Consider the following 19,973-nt stretch of genomic DNA (forward strand, 5'->3'; position numbering starts at 1 on the left):
GCTCTCGGATTATTCTTTGATTACTTGTATCCATTCTTTGAAGTCATGGGTTCTGCCTTGTGAATCTGTCGCCACAAGTACCATAAAGTAGGTACCTGCAGGTAAACCTTCAGCCGACCAATCGTTCTGATAGTTGGTTCTCTCGAATACATGGTCACCGAATCTGTTGAATATCACGATCTCGTTTGAAGTGAATTTGTCTAGACCCTTAATCTCAAACCTGTCGTTTCTGTTGTCACCATTCGGCGTGATCACGTTAGGGATGAAGAACGGTTTAATCGTATTCGTATCGCTGTCAGTATTGTCAGTAGGATTCAGTTCTTCTCCAGAAGAGCTTACACTCACTACGTTTGTTACTGTCAACTCTGATGTCCCTGGCAATGCGTCTGCTTTTACCAGTACCCTTATCGTCATCGTAGCTCCGGCAGGGAAGGTCGGTACAGTCCAGGTAATTCTGTTACCCGCTGTTGTAGTCGACGCCTGAATAGATGCATCACTTGATGTGATCGTTGAACTGATGTAGCTCAGACCGTTTGGAAGGTCATCCACGATCTCTACATCCGATGCGTCATTCTCGCTGTTGTTCCTTACCACGATTTCATATTCGAATTCGTCCCCTTCAAAAACTTCCACATCAAAAGATGTTTTTGTCACCGACATATCCACTTCGTCGTTCAATATTCTGAAGGTTACAAATGCCTCGTCACTGTTAGTCGGGTTAAGTGTCTCACTCAACACGTATCTCAATCTGTAATCTCTCGCTTCGTTTACTCCTGGAATCAAACTCAACTCTCCGTTTGGATTGATCAACAAACCGATGATGCCGTCCAACTCTGTGAATACAAAGTCCACATTGTCCATCGTTACCGGCTGACCGTCTAGCAAGTCATTGTCAAGAATGTTTCCTATCTCTCCACCGAAGCTTACTGTAAACTCACCGTATTCATCATCGTTGGCAATGATCGGTCTTGCCCCTCCTCCGATTGTCACAGAATCTTCATCTCCTATCGTTCCACCATCAGGTATCTCCGCTGATACCGATGCAGTATTCAACAAGGTTCCTCTTTCAAGGTCGTCCGCAGTAATCGTGTAAGATGTAGCAAGGCTAATTACTTGTCCAGGAGATAGGCTCTCTATTGTGTTGGTAAAGCCTGTCAATGGATCAATTACCTCTACGTTGGTCAATGTTACACTTCCTGTGTTGGTCACTGTCAACGTATAGTTGATCACTTCTCCCAATTCAAGGTAAGTAGTCGACTGCGTAGTTTTCACAATCTCAATACTTGCTCTCTGATCAACTTCAACAATCACCTCGTCGCCATCTTCTGGAGTCTCTCCATTTGGATCTTCACCTTCTGTGGTTGCTACGTTTACTATCGATCCGTTGTCAATGTCAGCCTGTGTTACTGTGTAAGTATATTCTCTGCTTGCTGATGCTCCCGGAAGTAGGGTTCCTACATTCTCAGATACATTCAACATCGCATCTACAATCATCACATCTGTCAAGGTCGTGTTGCCTGTGTTCGTTACCGTCAACGTGTAAACTACTTCCTCGCCTGCTTCACTTACTACTGTTTTGTTCGCTGACTTAGCTATTGTGATTGCTGATCTCTGATCAACTTCAACAATCACCTCGTCGCCATCTTCTGGAGTCTCTCCGTTTGGATTTTCACCTTCTGTGGTTGCTACGTTTACTATCGATCCGTTGTCAATGTCAGCCTGTGTGACTGTGTAAGTATATTCTCTGCTTTCAGATTGTCCTGGTAGTAAGGTGCCTACATTCTCAGATACATTCAACATCGCATCTACCAACATCACATCTGTCAAGGTCGTGTTACCCGTGTTCGTTACCGTCAACGTGTAAACTACTTCCTCACCAGCTGCTGTTACTGCTGTTTTGTTTGCTGACTTGGCTATTATGATTGCTGATCTCTGATCAACGTCTACGGTTACTGTTGCCTCGTCACCTGGCTTGTCTCCGTTTGGATCTTCACCTGTTGTGCTTGCTACGTTTACTATTGAGCCGTTGTCTATATCAGTCTGTGTTACTGTGTAAGTATAGTCTCTGCTTTCAGATTGTCCTGGAAGTAGGGTTCCTACATTCTCAGATACTTCTAGCATTTCATCAACTAGCATCACATCTGTCAAAGTTGTGTTTCCTGTGTTCGTTACCGTCAAGGTATACACTACTTCTTCACCTGCTGCTGTCACTACTGACTTGTCTGCTGACTTAGCCAAGGCTACGCTGCTGTTCTGATCAACGTCTACTGTTACTTCGTCATCGTCACCTGGCGTGTCTCCATTTGGATCTTCACCTTCAGTGCTTGCTACGTTCACAATTGAGCCGTTGTCAATATCAGTCTGTGTTACTGTGTAAGTGTAGTCTCTGCTTGCTGACTGACCTGGTAGTAGGGTGCCTACATTCTCAGATACATTCAACATCGCATCTACAATCATCACATCTGTCAAGGTCGTGTTGCCTGTGTTCGTTACCGTCAAGGTGTAAACCACTTCCTCGCCTGCTGCTGTTACTATTGACTTGTCTGCTGACTTAGTCAAGGCTACGCTGCTGTTCTGATCAACGTCTACTGTTACTTCGTCATCGTCACCTGGAGTATCACCATTTGGATCTTCACCTTCTGTGCTTGCTACGTTCACGATAGAACCGTTGTCAATATCAGACTGGGTTACTGTATATGTATAGTCTCTGCTTACTGACTGACCTGGAAGTAGCGTGCCTACATTCTCAGATACTTCTAGCATCTCGTCAACTAACATCACATCTGTCAAGGTCGTGTTGCCTGTGTTCGTTACCGTCAAGGTGTAAACCACTTCCTCGCCTGCTGCTGTTACTATTGACTTGTCTGCTGACTTAGTCAAGGCTACGCTGCTGTTCTGATCAACGTCTACTGTTACTTCGTCATCGTCACCTGGAGTATCACCATTTGGATCTTCACCTGTTGTGCTTGCTACGTTCACGATAGAACCGTTGTCAATATCAGACTGGGTTACTGTATATGTATAGTCTCTGCTTACTGACTGACCTGGAAGTAGCGTGCCTACATTCTCAGATACTTCTAGCATCTCGTCAACTAGCATCACATCTGTCAAGGTCGTGTTGCCCGTGTTCGTTACCGTCAAGGTGTAAACTACTTCCTCGCCTGCTTCAGTTACTACTGTTTTGTTTGCTGACTTAGCTATTGTGATTGCTGAGTTCTGATCAACGTCTACGGTTACCGTTGCGTCGTCTTCTGGCATATCTCCGTTTGGATCTTCACCTGTTGTGTTTGCTACGTTTACAATCGATCCGTTGTCAATGTCAGCCTGTGTTACTGTGTAAGTGTAGTCTCTGCTTGCTGATTGTCCCGGAAGTAGGGTGCCTACATTCTCAGATACTTCTAGCATCGCATCTACCAACATCACATCTGTCAAGGTCGTGTTGCCTGTGTTCGTTACCGTCAAGGTGTAAACCACTTCCTCGCCTGCTGCTGTTACTATTGACTTGTCTGCTGACTTAGTCAAGGCTACGCTGCTGTTCTGATCAACGTCTACTGTTACTTCGTCATCGTCACCTGGAGTATCACCATTTGGATCTTCACCTGTTGTGCTTGCTACGTTCACGATAGAACCGTTGTCAATATCAGACTGGGTTACTGTATATGTATAGTCTCTGCTTACTGACTGACCTGGAAGTAGCGTGCCTACATTCTCAGATACTTCTAGCATCTCGTCAACTAGCATCACATCTGTCAAGGTCGTGTTGCCCGTGTTCGTTACCGTCAAGGTGTAAACTACTTCCTCGCCTGATTCAGTTACTACTGTTTTGTTTGCTGACTTAGCTATTGTGATTGCTGATCTCTGATCAACGTCTACGGTTACCGTTGCGTCGTCTTCTGGCATATCTCCGTTTGGATCTTCACCTGTTGTGTTTGCTACGTTTACAATCGATCCGTTGTCAATGTCAGCCTGTGTTACTGTGTAAGTATAGTCTCTGCTTTCAGATTGTCCCGGAAGTAGGGTTCCTACATTCTCAGATACATTCAACATCGCATCTACAATCATCACATCTGTCAAGGTCGTGTTACCCGTGTTCGTTACCGTCAAGGTGTAAACTACTTCCTCGCCTGCTTCAGTTACTGCTGTTTTGTTTGCTGACTTCGCTATTGTGATTGCTGATCTCTGATCAACGTCCACGGTTACCGTTGCGTCGTCTTCTGGCATATCTCCATTTGGATCTTCACCTTCTGTTGTCGCTACGTTTACTATCGAACCGTTGTCAATGTCAGCCTGTGTTACTGTGTATGTGTAGTCTCTGCTTTCAGATTGTCCTGGAAGTAGGGTTCCTACATTCTCGGATACTTCTAGCATCGCATCTACAATCATCACATCTGTCAAGGTCGTGTTACCCGTGTTCGTTACCGTCAAGGTGTAAACTACTTCCTCGCCTGCTTCACTTACTACTGTTTTGTTCGCTGATTTAGCTATTGTGATTGCCGAGTTCTGGTCAACGTCTACTGTTACCGTTGCATCGTCTTCTGGCATATCTCCGTTTGGATCTTCACCTGTTGTGTTTGCTACGTTTACTATCGAACCGTTGTCAATGTCAGCCTGTGTTACTGTGTATGTGTAGTCTCTGCTTTCAGATTGTCCTGGAAGTAGGGTTCCTACATTCTCGGATACTTCTAGCATTTCGTCAACTAGCATCACGTCTGTCAAGGTTGTGTTTCCTGTGTTCGTTACCGTCAAGGTGTACACTACTTCCTCACCAGCCACTGTCACTACTGACTTATCTGCTGATTTAGCTAAGCTGATCGCTGAGTTTTGATCAACGTCTACTGTTACCGTTGCATCGTCTTCTGGCATATCTCCATTTGGATCTTCACCTGTTGTGCTCGCTACGTTCACGATAGAACCGTTGTCAATGTCAGACTGTGTTACTGTGTATGTATAGTCTCTGCTTTCAGATTGTCCTGGAAGTAGGGTTCCTACATTCTCAGATACTTCTAGCATTTCGTCAACTAGCATCACGTCTGTCAAGGTTGTGTTTCCTGTGTTCGTTACCGTCAAGGTGTACACTACTTCCTCACCAGCCACTGTCACTACTGACTTATCTGCTGATTTAGCTAAGCTGATCGCTGAGTTTTGATCAACGTCTACTGTTACCGTTGCATCGTCTTCTGGCATATCTCCATTTGGATCTTCACCTGTTGTGCTCGCTACGTTCACGATAGAACCGTTGTCAATGTCAGACTGTGTTACTGTGTATGTATAGTCTCTGCTTTCAGATTGTCCTGGAAGTAGGGTTCCTACATTCTCGGATACTTCTAGCATCGCATCTACAATCATCACATCTGTCAAAGTCGTGTTACCCGTGTTCGTTACCGTCAACGTGTAAACTACTTCCTCGCCTGCTTCACTTACTACTGTTTTGTTCGCTGATTTAGCTAAGCTGATCGCTGAGTTTTGATCAACGTCTACTGTTACCGTTGCATCGTCTTCTGGCATATCTCCATTTGGATCTTCACCTGTTGTGCTCGCTACATTCACGATAGAACCGTTGTCAATGTCAGACTGTGTTACTGTGTATGTATAGTCTCTGCTTACTGACTGACCTGGAAGTAGGGTACCTACATTCTCAGATACTTCAAGCATTTCGTCAACTAGCATTACATCTGTCAAGGTTGTGTTGCCTGTGTTCGTTACTGTCAACGTGTACACTACTTCCTCACCAGCCACTGTCACTACTGACTTATCTGCTGACTTAGTCAAGGCTACGCTGCTATTCTGATCAACGTCTACTGTTACTTCGTCATCATCACCTGGCGTGTCTCCATTTGGATCTTCTGAGGTAACTGTCGCTACGTTCACGATAGAACCGTTGTCAATGTCAGACTGGGTTACTGTATAAGTATAGTCTCTGCTTGCTGACTGACCTGGTAGTAGGGTGCCTACATTCTCAGATACTTCTAGCATCGCATCCACGATCATCACATCTGTCAAGGTCGTGTTGCCTGTGTTCGTTACCGTCAAGGTGTACACTACTTCCTCACCTGATTCAGTTACTACTGTTTTGTTTGCTGACTTAGCTATTGTGATTGCTGATCTCTGATCTACGTCTACGGTTACCGTTGCGTCGTCTTCTGGCATATCTCCGTTTGGATCTTCACCTGTTGTGTTTGCTACGTTTACAATCGATCCGTTGTCAATGTCAGCCTGTGTTACTGTGTAAGTATAGTCTCTGCTTGCAGACTGACCTGGTAGTAGGGTGCCTACATTCTCAGATACTTCTAGCATCGCATCTACCAACATCACATCTGTCAAGGTCGTGTTGCCTGTGTTCGTTACCGTCAAGGTGTACACTACTTCCTCACCAGCTGCTGTTACTATTGTTTTGTTCGCTGATTTAGCTATTGCGATTGCTGAGTTTTGTACTGCATCAACCTCTTCATCATCACTTACTGTGATATCGCCTACTGTTGCTGTCGCTACATTCGTCACACTTCCCGCATCAATGTCATCTTGATCTACTGTGTAAGTAGTGTTGATTACTTCTGATGCTTTTGGTGCCAACGTTGCTATCGTCTGGTTCAAGCCTGTCAATGGATCTGCAACAACTATGTTGCTCAATGTCACATTTCCAGTGTTTGTTACCGTGATCGTGTAATCAATCTCGTCGCCTACTGCTTCATAGCTTGAGCCAAGAGCTGCTGCCTTCGTGATGGCTAAACCTGGTATCTGTACTGCATCAACCTCTTCATCATCACTTACTGTGATATCGCCTACTGTTGCTGTCGCTACATTCGTCACACTTCCCGCATCAATGTCATCTTGATCTACTGTGTAAGTAGTGTTGATTACTTCTGATGCTTTTGGTGCCAACGTTGCTATCGTCTGGTTCAAGCCTGTCAATGGATCTGCAACAACTATGTTGCTCAATGTCACATTTCCAGTGTTTGTTACCGTGATCGTGTAATCAATCTCGTCGCCTACTGCTTCATAGCTTGAGCCAAGAGCTGCTGCCTTCGTGATGGCTAAACCCGGTGTCTGTACTGCATCAACCTCTTCATCATCACTTACTGTGATATCGCCTACTGTTGCTGTCGCTACATTCGTCACACTTCCCGCATCAATGTCATCTTGATCTACTGTGTAAGTAGTGTTGATTACTTCTGATGCTTTTGGTGCCAACGTTGCTATCGTCTGGTTCAAGCCTGTCAATGGATCTGCAACAACTATGTTGCTCAATGTCACATTTCCAGTGTTTGTTACCGTGATCGTGTAATCAATCTCGTCGCCTACTGCTTCATAGCTTGAGCCAAGAGCTGCTGCCTTCGTGATGGCTAAACCTGGTGTCTGTACTGCATCAACCTCTTCATCATCACTTACTGTGATATCGCCTACTGTTGCTGTCGCTACATTCGTCACACTTCCCGCATCAATGTCATCTTGATCTACTGTGTAAGTAGTGTTGATTACTTCTGATGCTTTTGGTGCCAACGTTGCTATCGTCTGGTTCAAGCCTGTCAATGGATCTGCAACAACTATGTTGCTCAATGTCACATTTCCAGTGTTTGTTACCGTGATCGTGTAATCAATCTCGTCGCCTACTGCTTCATAGCTTGAGCCAAGAGCTGCTGCCTTCGTGATGGCTAAACCTGGTGTCTGATCGATCATTGTGGTCACACTCGCTTCTTCCTCACCTGTAAAATCAGTATTTACAATAGCAGTATTAACTATATCAGCACCTGCATCGATCATATCTTGATCTACAGCATAAGAAGCATTGTAAACCCAAGATTCGCCAGTATCTAACTTTCCATCATTATTATCGTCACCTGAAAAAAGTGCTAAAGGAGTAGCCTCGTTCGTCAACGGATCTGTTACTACTACACCAGTCAATGGAGTATTACCTGGATTAGTTACTCTAATGGTGTAGTTCAAAGTTGTTGGCTTATCGATTTCCTCGAAGTCAACGGTCTTTGTGATTGCTACGCTACAATCATTGATTGTCAATGTCACTGCGGTTCTTTCTAAAGAAGCACAACCTTCTTCTGAAACTGCCTCAACATAAAAAGTAGCTGTTCCAATTGAACTTAAAGTTGGTATAACTTCAGATCCACCAGTGGCAGCGGTATACCATTTATAGGTAATTCCAGTAACTGCTGTAATCGCATCATTTGCATCTAAAGTCTGGATTGGATCTGCTGCACAAACAGTGATATCTCCTGCTGATATTGGTGCAACTGGTGCATCATTTACAATCACTTCTACTGGCTTAATAACAAAACAATCATTTGAAGAAGTAGCTTTGATATAATAAGTGCCTGATTGTGCAATTGCATCTGGATTAGTTAATACATCCGTTCCTTCTACGTTTGAAAAATATTCTAAAACATCAAAACCTGAAGAACCAGCTGTAACAGCTGCTGCTGTCAAATCAACCGTGCCCGGCTCACAAACTGGGGCTGGATCAGCGATAGTTAAAACAGGTAATGGATTCACTGTGATTGACACAGGAACTCGTGCACTTTCACACAAGCCATCTACAACCTGAGATACCCAAACTGTATTGATTCCTGCGATACTTAGGTCAACAGCTGGTGTTGCCTCAAAAGGTAGGCTACCTGGGTTATTGTCTGCATAAAATAACAATGTGGCATTTGGAAGTGCTGTGACATTATATGGTACCGTACCTTCTTGCTGACACTCATTAACATTCAATACTGCTGGCTCAGCTGTATTTGGGTTTACAGTTATAGTTACAGGAACTCTATCACCAATACAACTTGAAGAAGGACCTTCTGCAACCCAAAAAGTAACCTCACCAGAATTACTTGTATTAATAACAGGATTGCTGATAGCGTTTCCTCCAGTTGGTTCGGTAAAATAGAATAACTGATAATCATTGGCCAAACCATCGGCACTTAAGGAAATGAACTGTGACAAATTCCCAGCATTTTCACCTTGACAGAAAGTTAAATCCTCAGAAGTAGGTATATCAGGATTGGTTGTAACAATTGTTACAATGATATCAAACTGGAATACACATTCTGATGAATTTGGTGGAATTGCAAAAAACTGACCCCCAGTTGAAGGGAATGGATTGTTTTCATTAAATTCAGTGTCATTTAAAGGGTCTGGACCACTGAAGAATTGTGTACCAGTTGGAAAATTACCCCTTATCTCTGTTACCGGAATTCCCGCTGTTACGTTACAGAAAAAGAAATCTAGTTCAAGATTTGCTCCCTGACAGTTCGTCTGTACCCAATCAAGAGCATTGACAATATTTATACGGACAGGTGTGGAGATAGGCTCACCTTCACATGATCCGTCATTATTAAATCCAGTGATGAATGGTACTGAATTGAAAGTACTCTGTGATACAGCTCCTTTACCTCTAAGTATACCTCCTGTTTCAATAAATGCTTCACAATCAGCCTGAGCAAGAACAAAACAATTTTCAGTGGCTTGAAGTGTGTAAGTAAGCGTGGCAAGTACATCATTTGGATCCCCGCTTGCTGGTAAAGGCAGGTTATTAATCTTCCATATGATAGACCCCGTAGACCCTGCTGTCGGATCAAAAATTGGTGACTGAGCATTTCCACCAGAAAAATTAACTTGTGAAATAATATCACTTAAGTCCCCTGAGAAAGAAGCTGTAAATGGAATAGGAATAACAACTTCTAAATCCTGAACTGCTTCTGTACCCCTATTCCTAATTTCAAGTGTATAGGTAATATCTTCCCCAGGCTGAACGGTTGGATTGATTCCAGCGGGATTTCCATTTAATGAGGTGAGTAAATTAAGTCCTTCAACATCCGGCACATAAGCATCTACAGAAAAAGCTACCATGTAAATAGAATACAGATCTTGAGTCGTCCCGTACCTAAATCTTGTAGATGTTTGACTATTTCCTATAATAGAATTGTTAGGATTAGGTACATCCCACATCGCAATATCAATCCCTGTGTTATTGAGCAGATTTGGTGATCTTGGGTTGCTTACAAGGTCGTCATTGGCATCTCTGACAGGTGTATAAATAGTCGAGTTGAAGAAATTATTTGTGGTATTCAAAGGATGGCTTAATCTTACCCAATTCGAATTTGCTGCATTTCTGATTTCAAGAAAATCTCCAGTGATCCCTACGTCACCTTCACCAGCCAACACGCCTAGTTTAAGATTGACAGGGCCATTTTGAACTGCATTGAAACCAGTAATGTCAAATTCTCCTGTAGACAATGCGCTATTTCCAGGAGATTGCACAAAGGAATATCCGTCAAAAATGGTGATATCTCTCCAAGGCATTTTTGAGTTTTCATAAACAACAATAATTCCCCACTGACCAAAATACCCTGTAAGCCCGCCATTCCCTTCTACTAATGCAATATCGGCAACGGTATATTCACCAATACCATTTTGTTTCACATAATTGGTAACATCAACATATCCCGCATAAATATCCGCCTGAGCCCCTTGAGGATAAAGGATATTGTTTGCATTTGCAGTAAGTTCAGTGTAGGAAGCCGATCCGGGACCTTTCAACTTTACCTTCCTCTTGTCCAAGGTAACCGTATTGGGAACCATTGGCGTGAAAGTGCCATTTGCTGTTAATGTCAGGCTGTTATTTGAATTTGTGTAACTATTAGAATTTCCATTATTGGAAGAGTTTCTTCTTAAACTCGATACCGAAAAAGTGACTCCATCAATTGTGATTGAAACAGGGTCAAATGTGGCCGTACTGACACCGCCTGAGGTGGTAACATTCAAATTGCTAACTGGAGTAAAAGAACCATTTGTCCCTACTCTCCATCCTACCCTATTATTCGTAGAATTGTTAAATTCAAATTGATAAACATCACCATCACCCTCTAAAGTATATAATGGTGATCTATTATTATTCCCTCCAACTCTAGAAATACCAAGTGAATAGTTTGAGAAATTGATCGGGTCATTATGAAATACTTGTTGCTGAACATTATTCACCTGCTGAGGAGTACCTGGCACTTCCCCTTTGGTTACGTCAAAGGTATTGCCTAACCCAGGTGTGGCTCTACCCGACCAATAAAGCCCTGCGTATAGAATCTCGGAACAGTTCGGATCAGCTCCATTTTCCTGAGAGAAAACTAAATTTGCAGATGATGAATTAACTGTTTGTGGATTGCCATCAACATCCACATATACCATCACATTACTTGAATTATTACCCCCGTCTGAGTAATTCTGCAAAGTCAGATTTGTATTTCCAACCAAAGTATAATCTCCCCTGACATTGAAAACTCCATTTGGTGGTTGTGGGGTTCCAACTCTTTTTACAAAAGGCTTAACGTTTTGTGTTTGAGCAGTGGCAGTAGGCAGATTGCCTCCAAATAATACAAGGACTACTGCTAGAACAGCAAACCTTATATTTTTAAGAAAATTGTAAATATTTTCCATGATTTTTTTGCTTTAAGAAGAATTATTGAGGTATTGCTACCTGATAAAAAATTAAAATATCTGTGTTTTCGAATCCTGCAGACATCCTTAAAACTTCTTGAGAAGTCAAGGCAACATCTGACAAAATGAAAATATATTTTAGATTACTGAATGACTCAAATAAAGACGTTCCTAAAGAAACAGAAGCGATTTGAGATGAATCAGTAATATGAATCTGAATCATCTTTACAGTTCTAAAAAGCGGGTCTTTTTCATTTAAAAACCTCAAACTTGAGCCATCAACATCTACTTTCTGAGGATAAGCTTCCTTTGGATTAACTTTTGTATTATTAGCAATCACTATCGTTGGAGTCGCACCATAAATCATCTTATATAAGCGATCTTCTTTGCCAATATTTTCCTCAGCCATATATGACTGAAGTTCTTTTACTTGCTGTGCTTGTAAGCTTCCAACTGAAGAGTAAATCAGCCCGATAATTATGAAAAGTTGTATAGTCAATCCCTGACTAAACTTTCCCTTCCTGAAATTTGAATAAATGCTAAACATGACTTTGTTAAATATTATCTTGAATAATTATATGCTAGAGGAATAGAGTAAATATTTCGTGCCTGACCACTCAAGATCAGAGTTTGTATACAAACATTTTTGATGATCTGAAGCGTGCTGTATGTATGATACACTAAAAGTACCTTGCCATGCTCCCATATATAAATTGAAAATCTGGATCAAAAAACATCCTAAGATTACCTTGAAGAACTTCTCTGCGTTCTTCAGCAAACTGCTGTCGTGCTTGAATTGTAAATAATTTCCCATACCTGTTTTTAATTAAAAGCTTCAATAAGAGGTTTATAAGACCATTTTTTATGTTTTAAAGTCATACAGGTTTTATCAAACCTATTTATTTGCTGTAAAAATACATTATTTTGTATTTCATATCCAAATTATTAACAAGAAAAATTAACTTTAAATACATTTTTTTTATTATGAAATACATTTTAATTATTTCAAATAGATCGAAAAGGGGGGAATCTATAAGTCTATAAAAAATCAAAAACATGTATTTAAATAGTTCTAATGGGCTTTTAATAAAAATTAGGGAGAATGGAGAATGAGTATTTCATCTCAGCATGGATACATCTCGTCTTTGAAAAATAAATGAAGAAAAATTTAATAAATAAGATTAGAAAAACACTTTACTTAAAATAAAGCAGTCACTTGCATCCTGCCCACATGAACCAAGCGACCTAATCCTTGAGAATTTCTCCCTTCATAAACCATATTCATCTGAAGCCCCTCTCCAATTTTTTGAAGCCAATTCAAAGTCCAGGTCAGGTTATTTCCAGTGTTCAATGCTTGGAGCATTTCGTAGCCAGTTGGGGAATTGGCTTCTCCATTATAAGAAATATAGGTGTATTTTAAATTTGCATTAACTGTTGTCTTGATGGCTTTTGAAAAGCGGAAGTCCAACCCCAATTGGTGGAGCTCTGCCTTTTCTGCAAATTCTGGATTAGATACGTTTTCTTTATCCGTAAATTGATACATCAAGGTAGAACGAAAAACATTACTTGGCTGCCAAGCCAATTCTGGCCCTAATCCATATTGCTCAATTGTGTAATTCCTATTATCTAGAAAGTCTGAAGCAGCAAACCTACTTCCCGACATTAGAAGAAATCTAAAATTTAGATTAGGGTTAAAATTAAAACGGGTATTCAAACGCCAATCCTTTTGAACTAAATCTTCGAATCCCCCAGCAAGAAGTTGTTTGTTTTGGCTATCAAATACAGATAAATCAAATCCATATTTTGGAGATGCTCTATTAAAGAAAAAAGTGCTCCGAATCACTTGGCGAACAGAGATCAAATCTTCATCTGCGAATCCTCCAACAAATGGATTTACACGTTGCCAGAATTCATTTGAAGTAATTTTTTTCTCAATATTTAAGCTTGTCGTATTTGAAAATTTCTGCATAAAAAGTCGCAAACCTTTTTCTTTCCGCCATGAATCTGGAAATTTTGCATTTAGACGGTAATTAAAAATAGTGCTATATGCTTGAATAAAGTCAGTTGTTGGAACAAAGACTTTTATGAAAATTTTCTCCTCAGGATTTACGGCTATATAGAATTCATTAAGTTGCTGAACTCCATCTCCATTGTCATCTCTCCATGCATGCGTTCCTTCTCCTGTTGGAACAGGCAAATAGACATATTCTCTTCTGAATTCCCGTCCATTTCCAAGAGCGTAGGAAAGTTCATTTCTTACATTTCCATCGAATAGATTACTTAAATAATCAATTTTTCCTAAAACTGTCGTTTCGATTTCGTTTGAATTTCTTAAAAATCTCAACTCTCTATAAGTAAAAGTTCCTGTAAAATCATGATTGCCAAACTTTTTCTTAAGACCATAATTACTTGCGAAAGCTTCGGTATCAGAGACCAACTCTCCTCCGACTGGAAACTTATCTTCCCTCCAACTCACATCAGCAAAGAATGAATAGGGTAATGTATCATTGGATTTCAGGTAAAACATTTGTTCAAGAAAGTTCATCGCTGTTCCCACGACAGAGTCTGATGCTATGTCTCTAACAGCATTTCTATCTAACATTACCTTATAACCTGGAACTAGTACTTTCGATCTATAACTAACATCTCCAGTATATCGAAGCCAATTAGATTTTAGGTTTCTGACATCACTATCTAATTTGAAAAAATCATTTTTCACATAAAACCTCTTCGCGACAACTTGATTGAAAGTGGCAAGGTGTTGTGTTCCAGATAAGATATTTCCGCGATTTCTTAAGTTAAATCTATAAGAAAACGACTTGTCCGCATCTTTGGTCAAGGAAACTTGCGCATTAAAAATCCTTTCACTTCCCGGGTCTTGGCTGTCCTCAGGTCTCAAACTCCAGTCTCTATCAAATTCTATATACCTCAATCGGTCTATGAAATTGAAATTAGCAGCATTATATTCAAATTCTGCCAAGGCATTAAATTTATAACCTTTGAATTTCTCAAAGATTCTGTTTTCAGACAAAAATCCAGACTTAATCCCAAAGCCATTGTTATCTTCATTATCTATCTCAGAAAATAAATTTTGATCAGTACTTGAAAATGCTACTTCCGAATATATCTTTTCAAATTCACTTAATTTGATTCTGGTCCCTGTGGTGAACATTTGCCTTTTATTTGGTGCTGGAAGCTGTGAAAGGATAGAAAATCTTCCCTGAGGCACTCCATTAACTCTGGGTACATATTCATAAACAGGTCCATTTGCTAATCTTTGTAAGCGGACATAATCACCATTTCCTAAACCAACTTCCGAGAAACCTATTGCAAAAAAAGCATCTTGGGGATCATTTGAATATTCATAAAATACTATTGGAATCCCTCGATCGTCAAAAGTTTCAACTCTCTTATAAAGAATCCTGTTCTGATCAAAAGCTACAGAATCAACTCTTGGAAAAGAAGCCGCTTCCAAATTATCACCTACGGAAGCAAGTAAACTTTTTTCCCTATCCGAAAACTCAAAAAATAAGGGTCTATTTCTATTATCTTGTTCTCTGTAGAAGTTCATATAAAATGACACTTTATCCGTTTCTTGAATATGATTTGCTGTTAGAATTGATCTGCTATAGTTTCGCTCTGCATATTCAAAATCGATTCTCACCCTTGAATATTGAGTAATTAGGATTTTTGGTGTAAAGGTGATTTCTCCCTGATTGTAATCAATAACATAATCATAATTAAATCCTCTTTGAAGCTGCTTTCCATCCAAAAATACACGCTCCGAATTGGCCATTATGATAACAAACCTTTCATTATCTGGCCCTGGAATTCTGTAAGGCCCAAGTGTCCCTTCAAACACCTCCAATTGAATGGAAGCAAATTTTCCTTTGGCAACTGAAGCCGCTGCTTGGGTTGATGCTTTCCATTTGTTACCCAATAGGTAATTTGTAGTAAACTGGGTTCCTTGCACATTTTTATAATATCTCAGAAATTCTGACCTCCTCTGTTGAAGTACTACATCACCAGCTGCCAGATTAAATTTATCATTATATATTTCTACCAATACGTTGTCAAAATCTTGCAATTGCTGCGTATTACCTTCTGGCTGAAAGGGTACATTTTGATCGGTAATACTTGCACGGATATTCAGGTTTTCAGCCAGCTCTCCCGACATTTGTAAATTGAGAGAGGAATTCACAAACACATTTTGGGTATTACCAAATGAAACTCCACGAGTTAAATTTCCAGATTTACTCAAGTTTGTAGTTGGGAAAAGTTCTTCTCTGAAATCAAAAGTAGGAAGTGCTCCAACTCTATTATTTCGAAACATAGCCATAGAATCATAATCTTGCTGAAGTGTTCTTTTAGCAATTACCTGATGGAAACTATATGGAAAAGTTTGATAACAAAATTGAAGAGAATCGATTTTATTGGCGTTGTCCAAATTGACCTTGATTGTTCCAGAATTGAGATTGTAATCAAAAAAAAACCTATTCCCTTGAGAATCTGAAATTTTGATACTTTCCTCAATGACTGAAAGGGAGTCTAATAAAAAATCATTTTTGAAAATATCATAAGGCATCCATTTACAGCTATTCGACTGAGCAAAAATTTGACCGACTCCTCCTAGCCACAACAACCCAATAAGTAAAAATCGTCTCAAAGCAATCATTTGAATCCTCAATCTTCTCACTAAGGTAATATTTTCAAGAAGAAAAGAAATATGCTGAGTTAATTTGAAACTTTGAAAAAGTATGAATTAGCTGATTTATTCAACTAAATCAAAAGCTAAATAAAATGTAGACCCTTTACCTTTCTCTGTATCAAACCAAATTTTACCTCCAGCGGTCTCTACTCCTCTTTTAGCAATAGCCAAGCCAAGCCCTGACCCTTCTGACTTGGTACTAAAATTAGGGATAAAGATTTTATCTTTCAGTTCATCTGAAATTCCTTTTCCATTATCTTTTATTTTCAGAATCACTTTATGATTCTCGATATTTAAAAACACCTTAATTTGAGCTTTCTTTTTTGATTCTACAGCTTGGATACCATTGATTATCAGATTGGAAATCACCCTTCCAAAAAGTTGATCGTCTCCCATTACAGTCAATTGTCTATCTGGAACTAAATCTTCAAAAGTAACAATCCCCTTTTCTCTACTTTTAAATAACTCAATCGTATCCAAAACCACTTTCCTGAAGTCCATTTGAATATTTTTGGGAAGTGGCATTTTTGCAAAAGTAGAAAAAGATGTTGCGATATCACTGAGTGTATCGATTTGATGAATCAATGTCTCTAGCGGTTTTTTGAGCTTCTCTGGATCCTCAAGATTTCCCATAGCCTGAAGTCTCAATAAGTGTTGAAGGGTAAGCTTCATTGGAGTAAGAGGGTTTTTAATCTCGTGTGCAACTTGTTTGGCCATTTCTCTCCAAGCTGACTCCTTCTCCGTATTAGAAAGAATTTTCTTACTGGCTTCTAGTTTGAAAAGCATGTTATTGTATTCGTTTACTAAGAGTCCAATTTCATCATTAGATGGCCAATACATAGGTTCATTGCTATCCAAATCTGTATTTTTTAATTTTTGAGTCAAAAGATTGAAAGGAAAAGTAAGGTTCTTTGAAACAAAATAGGATACGAATAAAAATATGATAAAAATCAAAACAAATATGTTGGCTATATTACTCAAGACATCTGCAATCAATAAATCTAATTCAGACTCAGATTCAAAGAATGGAATAGCAAGAATAGCTCTTATCTGTTGACTATTGGAAGATCTGATAGCCAGGTATACAGATTTGTAACCTAAGGAACCTATTTTCTCTTCCAGCAAAGCTCTATTATTCTGGCCTTCAATAATTTCAACAATTGCTCGTGGGTTGATATACTTGGTCAATATCCCCTTATCGAAAGTATTCGGCTGTGATGTAGCGATCAGCATTCCTTCTGGATCAAATACATTGATTTCAACATTTGTGGTACCAGCGAGGTTATTCACCATCTCTGCAAAGTCGTCTTTATCTGCTTCTCCTATAGCTTGTCTCTCCAATACTGCCGAAAGGTTATCACCTACTAATGAAGCTTTTTGAAAATATTGGCGATGTAATTCTTCCCTGTAGGAATTTGTCAATAAACCAATGATAATTAAGCTGATCGTTAGTATCGGGAAAAAGAATGCAAAATTCAAATACATCTGAAGTTTCGTTGCATAATTGAATTTAAATCTTGTCAACCCTTGGACAATTGTAAAAATCAAAACACTAATTAAAGTAAGTATGATAAAGGCTACAAAAAAAAGTGAAATATCTGCAAGAATGTAATAGATCGGATAAACAGGAGATGAAACCACTACCAGTTTATCTTCACTTTCTATACCAAGGTGATGATATTTTTTTTCATAAATCCCAATTGAATAGAGCTTTGATTGCTTTTGAAAAGCCTCCAAATCCATAGTTCTGTAATTGAAAACACCAACGGAATATTGAAGCTCTCTATCAATGAATAAAGCATAGTCATAATTCCTATCATTCAGGTTGACATTATACTTTCTGTCCATTAAAAGTTTAGGAAATACAGAACCTGGAAGAATTTTCAATTGCCTTAGTTCTAAATAAGCTGTTCCAATTAGCGCACCATCTCTTAAAAGTGGAATAAAAGAAATATATCTATTTCCAACTCCCTCTTGAACTCCTTTTATAAAATATAAATCTCTTATAGTGGTAGCAAAATCGCTTTTAATATATTTTAATCTTAAGTCTTGAAGCTTTACATCATCCATCCTATCAAGCACATTATCTCCGGCAGCATTAAAAATCTTTAAATCAATATCATATTGATCAAAATAGTTTGTTAAATGAATTTTTCTAATTTTCCTATCAATAGCTTCATTAGATTGAAAAGGGTCTATCAGGGTATTTTTTATAAACAAATCAGATTTAATTCTATCCATAATACCAGCTAAATAAAACTCTGCCATCACATCATTTTCTATTAACTGCTGTGTGCCAAATCTTTCTTTGGCTTGCAATTGTCTTTCTAAATAAACTTGATGAGAGGCAATTCCAGTGATCACGGCTCCTATCAAACAGCCAAAGAAAAAAGTGAGAAATGTATTGAATCCAAGTTTAAAAACATTCTTATATAATTCAAAGCTTACTATTGATACCAGCAAGATGAAATGGGCTAAAAAAGCTATTAGATACACCCAATTAAAATATGCAAGTGCCAAGCCAAGAGGAACTGAAAAATAAACCAAAACTCTTAAAGCTTGAGATCTTTCAATTTTCTCACTACTTAAAACTAAGTTGATTCCCAAAATAGAAAACAGCAAATACATGGTACCTCCAAAAAAAACAATCAGGAGACTGATCATTTTAAAGTAATCAAAAGATGGGAGCGACAAAATATTCAAGTCCCATTGAGAGTTACTTAAAATGTTAATATACAATCCATAAAAAAGTGCCAATAAGATTGTAGACAATAAATATGCTAATAAAATAAATGTACCTTCTTTAAAATTGGAACGAAGCAAATTGAATTTATTCTGAAAGCCTTTGCTAGCAAGAATACCTAGTAACAAAGAAAAAATGATCAAACTGCAAATTGTATTCAAAAGCAGATCTCCCAAACTTGGATTAAACCAAGAAGAAGCATATTTACTTGAATCAAAGAGAGGGAAATCAAAGAAATTTTGAGGAAAGTTAAAAAATAACATAAACCCTCGAATAGAAAATAAAATACCAGCAGCATAAAGAATCGCTAGGTACGGTTTACCTCTTTTCCATATCGTGAGAACAAAATCATACCCAACGATCAATACTAAAATCAACAGTGAAAAGAAAAAGACGAGAAGTGTAACATTCCGCTCTTTATTTACAGATTCGTATCCTGATTCAAATTCAATTGAAAAAATGAATTCTCCATTTTTGCTATTTATATTAGAATTCCCTCCCTTGCTCTGTTTTGATAGAATGACTCGACTATTCCCGAAAAGTTCAGGATTAAATCCTGATATTAAAAAATCATTCTGCACTTCTCTTTTATAATTTAACGGGTACAATTGCACCAGCCAATATGTTTCATCAAACCTCTTGATGCTTCGTAACCTTAAATAGAAAATGCCTTTTTTATCTTCGTAATATTGATGCTGCTTCTTTTGATTTAATAAATCAAAATCTGGCATATTAGTAAAATCAGACCAAAAAGCTAGGTTACCTGCGGAATCAAATAAATAATATGGGTAATTACCATTAACTAATAAATTTGAAAAAGACAATTTTTCATCTGGCCTATTTTGCATCAAAATCTCAATAAAGTCTTGATCAAATTTTGCTTCTACATCATGGATTTTTCTTTCAATAGGTTCAAGAATCCTGTCGTATTGACTTCTTTGAACTAAAAAATAGTTCAATGCTAGAAGAGCACCTATTCCAAGTACTGCAACAAGAAGTATAAGACGTCTTTTTTTAAGCATAATGTATATAAAAGTAAAAAAGCAAAGTTGATTATCAAACTTTGCTTTTTTTTATGAATATTTAATT

The 19,973-nt window shown here is 38.9% G+C and carries 4 protein-coding genes; all 4 read right to left on the reverse strand.

Annotation, left to right across the window (positions count from 1 at the left end):
• Window positions 1-9 precede the first annotated feature (9 nt).
• A complete protein-coding gene (locus BELBA_RS19790) occupies window positions 10-11,433 on the reverse strand; it encodes a T9SS C-terminal target domain-containing protein (protein ID WP_014774193.1) in 11,424 nt (3,807 codons plus the stop codon).
• Window positions 11,434-11,455: 22 nt separating this feature from the next.
• Entirely contained in the window at window positions 11,456-11,980 is a 525-nt protein-coding gene (locus tag BELBA_RS18440) for a hypothetical protein (protein WP_014774194.1), read from the reverse strand.
• 651 nt (window positions 11,981-12,631) lie between these two features.
• Window positions 12,632-16,108 (reverse strand): hypothetical protein, encoded by a 3,477-nt coding sequence (locus BELBA_RS18445; RefSeq protein ID WP_014774196.1) that lies wholly within the window; start codon window positions 16,106-16,108, stop codon window positions 12,632-12,634.
• Window positions 16,109-16,204: 96 nt separating this feature from the next.
• On the reverse strand, window positions 16,205-19,906 hold the full coding sequence (locus BELBA_RS18450) for an ATP-binding protein (protein ID WP_014774197.1): 3,702 nt from the start codon (window positions 19,904-19,906) through the stop codon (window positions 16,205-16,207).
• Window positions 19,907-19,973: the final 67 nt, after the last annotated feature.

It is taken from the genome of Belliella baltica DSM 15883 (genome assembly GCF_000265405.1).
GTDB lineage: Bacteria > Bacteroidota > Bacteroidia > Cytophagales > Cyclobacteriaceae > Belliella > Belliella baltica.

Excerpts from the sequence above, each read along its gene's own strand:
- BELBA_RS18440 (WP_014774194.1), bottom strand. The coding sequence starts at position 11,980 with ATGTTTAGCATTTATTCAAATTTCAGGAAGGGAAAGTTTAGTCAGGGA.
- BELBA_RS18445 (WP_014774196.1), bottom strand. The coding sequence starts at position 16,108 with ATGATTGCTTTGAGACGATTTTTACTTATTGGGTTGTTGTGGCTAGGA.
- BELBA_RS19790 (WP_014774193.1), bottom strand. The coding sequence starts at position 11,433 with ATGGAAAATATTTACAATTTTCTTAAAAATATAAGGTTTGCTGTTCTA.
- BELBA_RS18450 (WP_014774197.1), bottom strand. The coding sequence starts at position 19,906 with ATGCTTAAAAAAAGACGTCTTATACTTCTTGTTGCAGTACTTGGAATA.